General features: G+C 78.6%; 8 protein-coding genes and 1 pseudogene. 6 read left to right on the forward strand and 3 right to left on the reverse strand.

Annotated elements, in window-relative coordinates; genetic code table 11:
• Position 1: 1 nt before the first annotated feature.
• Positions 2–871 carry a 1,4-dihydroxy-2-naphthoate polyprenyltransferase gene (locus G6556_RS03370; protein WP_166938606.1) on the reverse strand — a complete coding sequence of 290 codons (870 nt, stop codon included), beginning with the start codon at positions 869–871 and terminating at the stop codon, positions 2–4.
• 97 nt (positions 872–968) lie between these two features.
• Positions 969–2,177 carry an o-succinylbenzoate--CoA ligase gene (gene menE, locus G6556_RS03375; protein ID WP_166938607.1) on the reverse strand — a complete coding sequence of 403 codons (1,209 nt, stop codon included), beginning with the start codon at positions 2,175–2,177 and terminating at the stop codon, positions 969–971.
• An 85-nt stretch (positions 2,178–2,262) separates the two neighbouring features.
• Here menE and G6556_RS03380 point away from each other — a divergent pair, with 85 nt between their 5' ends.
• Positions 2,263–3,324, forward strand: coding sequence for a DUF3048 domain-containing protein (locus G6556_RS03380; RefSeq protein ID WP_166938609.1), 1,062 nt, complete (start codon positions 2,263–2,265; stop codon positions 3,322–3,324).
• 30 nt (positions 3,325–3,354) lie between these two features.
• Here the strand turns inward: G6556_RS03380 and G6556_RS03385 are convergent, their stop codons facing one another.
• The gene (locus G6556_RS03385) at positions 3,355–4,326 is read right to left on the reverse strand and encodes a 1,4-dihydroxy-2-naphthoyl-CoA synthase (RefSeq protein WP_166938611.1); all 972 of its coding nucleotides are present in this window, start codon (positions 4,324–4,326) and stop codon (positions 3,355–3,357) included.
• Between the two features lie 117 nt (positions 4,327–4,443).
• Between G6556_RS03385 and G6556_RS03390 the strand changes: the two genes are divergently transcribed.
• The 5 genes and pseudogenes from G6556_RS03390 to G6556_RS03410 form a co-directional block, all read left to right on the forward strand.
• Positions 4,444–4,767, forward strand: a complete 324-nt coding sequence (locus G6556_RS03390) for a multidrug efflux SMR transporter (protein ID WP_166938613.1) — start codon at positions 4,444–4,446, stop codon at positions 4,765–4,767.
• Positions 4,767–5,396, forward strand: a complete 630-nt coding sequence (locus G6556_RS03395) for a TetR family transcriptional regulator (RefSeq protein WP_166938614.1) — start codon at positions 4,767–4,769, stop codon at positions 5,394–5,396. The genes G6556_RS03390 and G6556_RS03395 overlap by 1 nt, the downstream gene beginning before the upstream one ends.
• A 5-nt stretch (positions 5,397–5,401) precedes the next feature.
• The gene (locus G6556_RS03400; protein ID WP_346774698.1) at positions 5,402–6,352 is read left to right on the forward strand and encodes an o-succinylbenzoate synthase; all 951 of its coding nucleotides are present in this window, start codon (positions 5,402–5,404) and stop codon (positions 6,350–6,352) included.
• Positions 6,349–8,184 (forward strand): 2-succinyl-5-enolpyruvyl-6-hydroxy-3-cyclohexene-1-carboxylic-acid synthase, encoded by a 1,836-nt coding sequence (gene menD, locus G6556_RS03405; protein WP_346774699.1) that lies wholly within the window; start codon positions 6,349–6,351, stop codon positions 8,182–8,184. Before G6556_RS03400 ends, menD begins: the two co-directional genes overlap by 4 nt.
• Positions 8,185–8,302: 118 nt before the next feature.
• A pseudogene (locus G6556_RS03410) lies at positions 8,303–8,788 on the forward strand (hypothetical protein); the annotation flags it as partial.

Here is an 8,788-nt window from a genome sequence, read left to right on the forward strand (position 1 = left end):
GCTAGAGCGCCAGGCCCAGGCCCAGCAGCACGCCGAACGCCAGCTCGTACATCCCGGTCCCCGCGAGGACCGGGACGAGCGCGATGCCGCGCGCGCCGACCAGCACCGTGAACGCCAGCACCCCGGCGGGCAGCGCGAGCAGGATGACGATGAGCGCCCACGGGTTCGCCAGGGCGCACAGGACGCCGAGCAGCACGGGCAGCACCACCATGACGGCGTACGCGCGGCGGGCCCGGTGCTCGCCGAGCCGCACCGCGAGCGTCCGCTTGCCGACGAGGGCGTCCGTCGGGATGTCCCGCAGGTTGTTGACCATGAGCAGCGCGCAGGCGATCAGCCCGACCGCCACGGCGCCCACCCACGCGGGCCAGGTCAGGGTGCCGGACTGGGTGTAGGTGGTGCCGAGGACGGCGACCAGCCCGAAGAACACGAACACGCCGACCTCGCCGAGGCCCAGGTAGCCGTAGGGCCGCCGGCCGCCCGTGTAGAACCAGGCCGCCGCGACGCACAGGGCGCCGATCGCCAGCAGCCACCACTGGCCGCTCAGGGCGACGAGCCCCAGGCCGAGCAGGCCGGCGACGCCGAACGCCGTGAACGCCGCGGCCTTGACCTGCCTCGGGAACGCCGCGCCGCTGGCGGTGAGCCGCATCGGGCCGACCCGCTCGGTGTCGGTGCCGCGGATGCCGTCGGAGTAGTCGTTGGCGTAGTTGACGCCCACCTGGAGCGCGAGGGCCACGCCCAGGGCGAGCAGCGCGCGGCCGAGGTGCGCCGCCTCGATCTGCGCCGCGGCGCCGGTGCCGACCAGCACGGGAGCGGCGGCGGCGGGCAGGGTGCGCGGGCGTGCTCCGGCGACCCACTCGGCGGCGGTGGCCATGGTGCTCCTGTCGTGGGGCCGCGGCGCGTGCCGCGGCGGGTGGTTCGGCGTGCAGCGACGGTAACCCGGAACGCCGGGCGCGCACGCACGACGCGGGTCAGGACCGGGGCGTGGCGTCCCGCACGGCGGCCGGGAGGCCGAGCTCGCGGGCGGCCAGGTCGGCGGCGCCCCGCCGGTCGGGCTTGCCGGGGCCGCGCAGCGGCAGCGCGGCCAGGGTGACGAGGTGCCGCGGCGCGGCCGGCCCGCCGAGGGCCGCGGTGGCCGCGTCCCGCAGGTCCGCGAGGGCGGGCGCGGGGGCACCGGCGGCGGGCACGACGACCGCGACCACGGCCTGCCCCCACTCGGGGTCGGGCACGCCGACGACGAGCACCTCGCCGACCCCGGGCAGCCCGGCGAGCACCCGCTCCACGGCGGCGGGCGGCACCTTGACCCCGCCGGTGACCAGGACGTCGTCGGCGCGGCCGAGCACCTCCAGCCGGCCGTCGTCGCCCCACCGACCCAGGTCGCTGGTGCGCAGCCACCGGGTGCCGTCCCGGACCTCGAACAGGTCGGCGTCCAGGTCGGGCCGCCCGCGGTAGCCCGCGGCGAGCACCGGCCCGGCGATCCGGACCCGCCCGTCCTCGGGGTCCAGGTCGACGGTCACCCCGTCCAGCGGGACGCCGTCGTAGACGCAGCCGCCGCAGGTCTCGGACATCCCGTAGGTGGTGACGACGCGGGCGCCCGCCGCCCGGGCCGCGTCCAGCAGCCCCGGCGGGGTGGCGGCGCCACCGAGCAGCACCGCGTCGAAGGAGGCCAGCGCGTCCCGCCCTTCGGCCGAGTCCAGCAGCCGGTGCACCTGCGTCGGGACGAGCGAGGTGTACCGCGGGCCGTCGCCGTCCGGCATGCGGCCGACCGCGGCGGCGAAGGCGTCGGCGCGGAACGGCCCGGACAGCACGGCCGGCTCGGTGCCGGCGAGGATCGACCGGACCAGGACCTGCAGGCCCGCGACGTGGGCGGGCGGGAGCGGCAGCAGCCACCGGCCGGGGCCGGCGAGCCGGGCCTCGGTCGCGGCGCCGGACGCGCGCAGGGCGGCGGCCGTGAGCAGGACCTCGCGGGGCGCGCCGGTCGACCCGGAGGTGCGGACCAGCAGCGCCACGTCGTCGGGCACCTCGCCGGCGAGGTCGTCGGCGGGCGCCGGGCCCCCCGCGTCGGGCGCCTCGACCGGCAGCACCGCGGGTCCGGTGCCGTCGAGGGCGGCGGCCAGGGCGGCGGTGAGCGTCGGCACCGTGGCGGAGGAGGCGGGGACCACGCGGACGGGACGGCTCACCCGGCCAGCGTAGGTCCGCCCGTAGAGTGGCGCGGGACGCGCGGCGCCGAGCCGCCGGGCACGCACGCGGCACGGAAGGGTCGAGATGGTTCACAGCACGAGGCGGGGTCTGCGGCGTGCCGCCGCGGCCGCGGTCGCCACGGCCCTCCTGGTCGCCGGCTGCTCGCAGGGCCAGGGCCCGGCCCCGGAGGCCGCCACCGTCGCGCCCACCCTCGAGCCGCAGAAGGCCGCGGCCCCGGAGCCCGTCGTCGCGCCCACCTGGCCGCTGACCGGGGTGGCGGGCGACGTCGTGAACCGGCCGGCGCTCGCGGTGAAGATCGAGAACACCGCCACCGCGCGGCCGCAGTCCGGGCTGGAGCAGGCGGACGTCGTGTGGGAGACGATCGTCGAGTTCGAGGTCTCCCGGTTCGTCGCCGTGTGGCAGTCGCAGGTGCCCGAGGAGCTCGGCCCGGTCCGCTCGGTCCGCCCGATGGACCCGGACATCGTGTCGCCGATGCACGGCCTGCTGACGTTCTCGGGCGGTCAGCCCGGCATCCTCGACCTGGTCGCGGCGAGCCCCGTCCAGGTGATCAGCCACGACGCCGGCGCCGCCGGCCTGTACCGGATCTCGTCCCGGTCGGCCCCGCACAACGTCTACGCGGACCCCGCCGCGCTGTGGGCGCAGGCCGACGCCGACCACCAGAGCAGCCCCGGCGAGCAGTTCGCGTTCGCCCGGACCGCCGAGCGCGCGACCGCGGTCGTCGCGGGCACCCCGGCGACGACCCTGGCGTTCGACCTGTCGAGCCAGTCGAAGCCGTCGTGGACCTGGAACGGCACCGTGTGGGAGCGCTCGGAGGGCTCGAAGCCCGCGGTGGCCGCCTCGGGCGCGCGGCTGTCGGCGACCAACGTGGTGTCCATCGTCGCCGAGCACCCGAACACGCAGTTCGGTGCGCAGAACGGCGCCCCGGTGCCGACCTACACGCTGGTCGGCTCGGGCGAGGGCACGCTGGCGACCGGCGGGAAGACCGTCGCGGTGCGCTGGCAGAAGGACTCCCGGGACGCCCCGATGCAGCTGTTCACCGCCGACGGCGCGCCCGCGACGCTCGCGCCGGGCAACACGTGGGTCGAGCTGGTGCCCGCCGGGACGGGCTCGCTGACGGTCTCCTGACCGCCGGGGCCCGCCGCCCCGGCGTGCCCGTCAGAACGCGTACGGGAACCGGCTCCAGTCCGGGTCGCGGCGCTCGAGGAACGCGTCCCGGCCCTCGACGGCCTCGTCCGTCATGTACGCCAGCCGGGTCGCCTCGCCCGCGAACACCTGCTGCCCGGCGAGCCCGTCGTCCGCCAGGTTGAACGCGAACTTGAGCATCCGGATCGCCTGGGGCGACTTGGTGGCGATGATCCGCGCGTACTCCAGCGCGGCGTCCTCCAGCTCGGCGTGGTCGACGACGTCGTTGACCGCGCCCCAGGCGTAGGCCTGCTCGGCCGAGTACTCCCGCGCCAGGAAGAAGATCTCCCGCGCCCGCTTCTGACCGGTCTGCCGGGCGAGCAGCGCCGAGCCGTACCCGCCGTCGAACGAGCCCACGTTGGCGTCGGTCTGCATGAACCGCGCGTGCTCGCGGGAGGCGATGGTGAGGTCCGCGACCACGTGCAGCGAGTGCCCGCCGCCGGCGGCCCAGCCGTTCACGACCGCGACGACGACCTTCGGCATCGTCCGGATGAGGCGCTGGACCTCGAGGATGTGCAGCCGGCCGGCGCGCGCCGGGTCGATGGCGTCCGCGGTCTCGGCCTCGGTGGACCCGGTGTACCGGTAGCCGTCCCGCCCGCGGATGCGCTGGTCGCCGCCGGAGCAGAACGCGTAGCCGCCGTCCTTGGGGCTGGGCCCGTTGCCGGTGAGCAGCACGGTGCCGACGTCGGAGGTCATCCGGGCGTGGTCGAGCACGCGGTACAGCTCGTCGACCGTGTGCGGCCGGAACGCGTTGCGCACCTCGGGCCGGTCGAACGCCACCCGGACCACGGGCAGGTCCCGCACGCCACCGTCCGCCGACCGGGCGACGCCCCGGTGGTAGGTGAGGTCGGTGAGGTCCTCGAAGCCGGTGACCGTGCGCCAGCGGCTCGGGTCGAAGGTGTCGGAGACGCGCGGGGGCAGCGGGGCGGCGGCGGGGTCGGTCACGGGCCCCAGCGTAGGACGGCACGCCCGCCGAGAATTCTGGTACGGTCGTACCAGAAACGGGCGCGGGACGGCGGAGACTGCCACCCGGCGCGTCCGGTCCCGGGGGAGGGATCACCCATGGCGTGGGTCGTGCTCATCGTGTCCGGACTGCTCGAGGCCGGCTGGGCGCTCAGCCTCAAGGCGTCGGACGGCTTCACGAAGCTGTGGCCGAGCGTGTCGTTCGGGGTGCTGGCCATCCTGTCGTTCGCCGGCCTGAGCTGGGCGCTGCGGTCGCTGCCGGTCGGCGTCGCGTACGGCGTCTGGGTCGGCATCGGGGCGTCGGCGACGGCGGTCCTCGCGATCGTGCTGTTCGGCGAGTCGGTGTCGGTGCTGAAGATCGTGTCGCTCGTCCTGATCGTCGCGGGCGTGGTGGGGCTGAACCTCTCGGGCGGCGGCCACTGATGACCGGCGGCGGCCCGGGCGGCCCGGGCGGTCCCGCGGGCGCCGGCGGCACCGCCAAGGGCGTCCGGCGGCGCGCCGAGCTCGCCCGCGCCGCCGCCGACCTGGTCCGCGAGGAGGGCCCGGCGGCGCTGAGCCACCGGGCCGTCGCGGCCCGCGCCGGGCTGTCGCTGTCGGCGACGACGTACTACTACGCGGGCCTGGACGACCTGGCCGCGGCGGCGGGCGCGACCCTGGTCGACGACTGGGTGGCGCACGCGGACGCCGTCCTGGCGCGGGTGCGGTCCGGGCGTGCCGCCGGCGGCCCGCCGGTCGACCAGGACCCGGCGGACGTCGTGGTCGGGGCGGTCCTGCCGCCGGGCGACGACGCCGCGGTGCGGGCGCACTACGAGCAGCTGCTCGCGGCCGGCCGGGTGCCCGCCCTCGCGGCCGCGCTCGGCGGCGGCCGGGCCCGGCTCGACGCGGTCCTCGCGGCGCTGCTGGCCGAGCTCCGGCTGCCCGTCCCCGCGGCCGTCGCGCTCGCGGTGGTCGACGGGGCGGTCGTCGCCGCCGTCAGCGAGGGCCGGCCCGTCCGCGGCACCGCCCGCGACCTGCTGCTCGCCGTGCTCGGCGGCGCGGAACCTCTACGCTGAGCCGCGTGCACGTCTACGCGATCCCCCTGCGGACGCGCTTCCGCCGGATCACGGTGCGCGAGGGCGTGCTGGTGCGCGGCGAGGCCGGCTGGGGCGAGTTCAGCCCGTTCTGGGACTACGACGCCGCGGAGTCGGCCGCCTGGTGGCGCGCGACCCGCGAGGCGGCGGACGAGGGGTTCCCGGAGCCCGTGCGCGACCGCGTGCCGGTGAACGTGACCGTCCCCGCCGTCGGCCCCGACGCCGCGCGCCGGATCGTGCTGGCCTCCGGCGGCTGCACCACCGCCAAGGTGAAGGTCGCCGAGCCCGGCCAGGGTGCCGCGGAGGAGGCCGACCGGCTGGCCGCCGTCCGCGAGGCCCTCGGCCCCGGTGGCGCCATCCGCGTGGACGCGAACGCCGCGTGGGACGTCGACACCGCCGTGGAGCGGCTCCGGGTGCTGGACCGCGCCGCGCGCGGGCTCGAGTACGCCGAGCAGCCGGTGGCCTCGGTGCGCGACCTCGCGCGGGTGCGCCGGTCGACCCACGTCCCGATCGCCGCCGACGAGTCGATCCGCCGTGCCGAGGACCCGATGGCCGTGGTGCGGGCCGAGGCCGCGGACGTCGTCGTGCTCAAGGTGCAGCCGCTCGGCGGCGTGCGCGCCTGCCTGGACCTGGCCGAGCAGGTGGGGCTGCCGGTCGTGGTGTCCTCCGCGCTGGAGTCCTCCGTGGGCCTCGCGGCCGGCGTGGCGCTCGCGGCGGCGCTGCCCGAGCTGCCGTACGCCTGCGGGCTCGCGACGGCTCAGCTGCTCACCGACGACGTCGCCGACCCGCCCCTGCTGCCCGTGGACGGCGCGCTGCCGGTCGCGGCCGCGCGGGCGGTCGTGCCCACCGACGAGCGGCTCGCGGCGACCGCGGCCGACGAGGCGACCGCGGCCCGGTGGGCGGAGCGGCTGGCCGCGGTCCGGGCGGTGTCCCGGTGACGGCCCCGACCCCGGCGGCGGGCGGCGGGCCGCGCGGTCCCGTGCGCGGCGCGCCCGCGGCCCGGGCGGCGCGGGTGCTGGTCCAGGAGCTCGCGGCGCACGGCGTCCGGGACGTCGTGCTGGCCCCCGGCTCGCGCAGCGCCCCCCTGGCGTACGCGCTCGCCGAGGCCGCCCTGCCCGACGACGAGCGCCCGGCCGGCGCACCGGCGGTCCGGCTGCACGTCCGGGTGGACGAGCGGGATGCGGCGTTCCTCGCCCTCGGCCTCGCCCGGGCCGCCGCCGCCGAGGGCGCCCCGCGGGCCGTCGCGGTCGTCACCACGTCCGGCACGGCGGTCGCCAACCTGCACCCGGCGGTGCTCGAGGCGCACCACGCGGGCGCCCCGCTGCTGCTGCTCACCGCCGACCGCCCGCACGAGCTCCGGGGCACCGGCGCCAACCAGACGACCGTGCAGCCCGGCATCTTCGGCGCCGCGACCCGGCTCGAGGCCGACGTGCCCGCGCCGTCCGGCCGGACGGGGGAGGACCGCGACCTGCGGCACCTGCTGTCCCGGGCGGTCGCCGCGGCCCTCGGCGCCCGCACGGGCGACCCCGGACCCGTGCACCTGGACCTCGCCTACCGCGAGCCGCTGGTGCCGGGCCCGGAGCCGTGGCCGGCGGACGGCGCGGCGGGGCGGGTGGCCGTCCTGCCCCGGCCCGCCGCCGCTCCGGTCGTCGCGGACCCCGGCGTGCCCGCCCGGGCCGACCTGCCCGGCCCGGTCGTGGTCGTCGCGGGCGACGGCGCGGGCCCGGACGCCCGCCGGCTCGCCGAGGTCGCGGGCTGGCCGCTGCTCGCCGAGCCGTCCTCCGGCGCGCGGGGCGGCCCGAACGCGCCCGCGACCTACCGGGTGCTGCTGGGGGACCCCGACCTGGGCGGCCGCGTCCGCTCCGTCGTGCTGCTCGGGCGCCCGACGCTCACCCGGCCGGTGTCGGCGCTGCTCGCCCGGGACGACATCGACCTGACCGTCGTCGCCCCCGCGGGCTCGGGCTGGCCGGACGCCGGCCGCGCCGCCGACCGGGTGCTCACCGGCGTGCCCGCCGCCTGGTTCGACGACCCCGCCGACGACCCGGCGTGGCTCGGCGCCTGGCAGCGTGCCGACGCGGCCGCGGGTGCCGTGGTCGACGCCGCGCTCGACGACGACCCGGCCGCGCCGCCGACCCGCGCCACCCCGCCGCTCACCGGCCCGCGCGCCGTCCGGGCCGTCGCGGAGGCGTCGTTGCCCGCCGACGTGCTGGTGGTCGGCTCGTCCAACCCGGTGCGTGACCTGGACCTGGTCGCCCGGTGGGCGGAGCCGCCGCTGGTGCTCGCCAACCGCGGGCTGGCCGGCATCGACGGGATGCTGTCCACCGCCGCGGGCGTCGCGCTCGGCCTGCCCCGGCACCGGACGCGTGTCCTGGTCGGCGACCTGACCTTCCTGCACGACGTCGGCGGCCTGCTGCGGCTGACCACCGAGCCCGAGGTGGACCTCCAGGTCGTCGTGCTCAACGACGCGGGCGGGTCGATCTTCGCGACGCTCGAGCACGGGGCGCCCGAGCGCGCCCGGACGTTCGAGCGGGTGTTCGGCACCCCGCACGCCGTCGACGTCGCCGCCCTGTGCGCGGGCTACGGGGTGCGGCACGTGCGCGTCTCGGACGAGGCGGCCCTGGCCGCGGCGCTCGCGGCCCCGGGGCGCGGCACGTCCGTGGTCGAGGTGCGGGTCGACCGCACCGACCGGCGGGCGCTCGGCGAGCGGCTGACCGCGGCGGCGCGGGACGCCGCCCGGGGGGCGCTCGGCGGCGGGGTCGCCGCGGGCTGACGGGATGCGGGTCCGGCGTACCCACGGTCATCGTGGATTCGCAGCGGACTCCCAGGTTCTGCCGAGCGTGGCTCCAGTCGCGGGGGGTCTCATAGTGGGCGAGAAGGAGGTACACCCCATGAGCAGCAGCACCCCCGAGGGTCCGCGGGACGCCCAGGGCGCGGCGGAGCCGCAGCGCACCGAGGACGCCACCGCTGCGACCGAGGCCGTCCCCGCCGCGCCGGCCGCCGACGCGACGCCGTCCGCCGACGAGACGCAGCGCATCGCCCCGGCGCCCACCCAGCAGCTCCCGCAGACGCCCGCCGAGCCCGCGACCCCCGCGGCGCAGGCCGCGCCGGCCGCGCCGCAGCAGCCGTACCAGCACGCCGCGCCGCAGCAGCCGGGCGCGCAGCCGCACCACCCCGGTGCCCCGGCGCCGCAGCAGCCGCGCTACGGCCAGTACGCGCCGCAGCAGCACCCCGCGCACCAGCAGCCCGCCGCGCACCAGCAGCCGGCGGCGCAGCAGCCGCAGCAGCCGGTCGGGCACGCGCCGCAGCAGCAGCCGCAGCAGGGCCACGACCCGCTCGCCGCGTTCCGCGCCCCGGCCGCTCCCGGCGCCCCGCAG

Source organism: Cellulomonas sp. IC4_254, assembly GCF_011603975.1.
GTDB lineage: Bacteria > Actinomycetota > Actinomycetes > Actinomycetales > Cellulomonadaceae > Cellulomonas.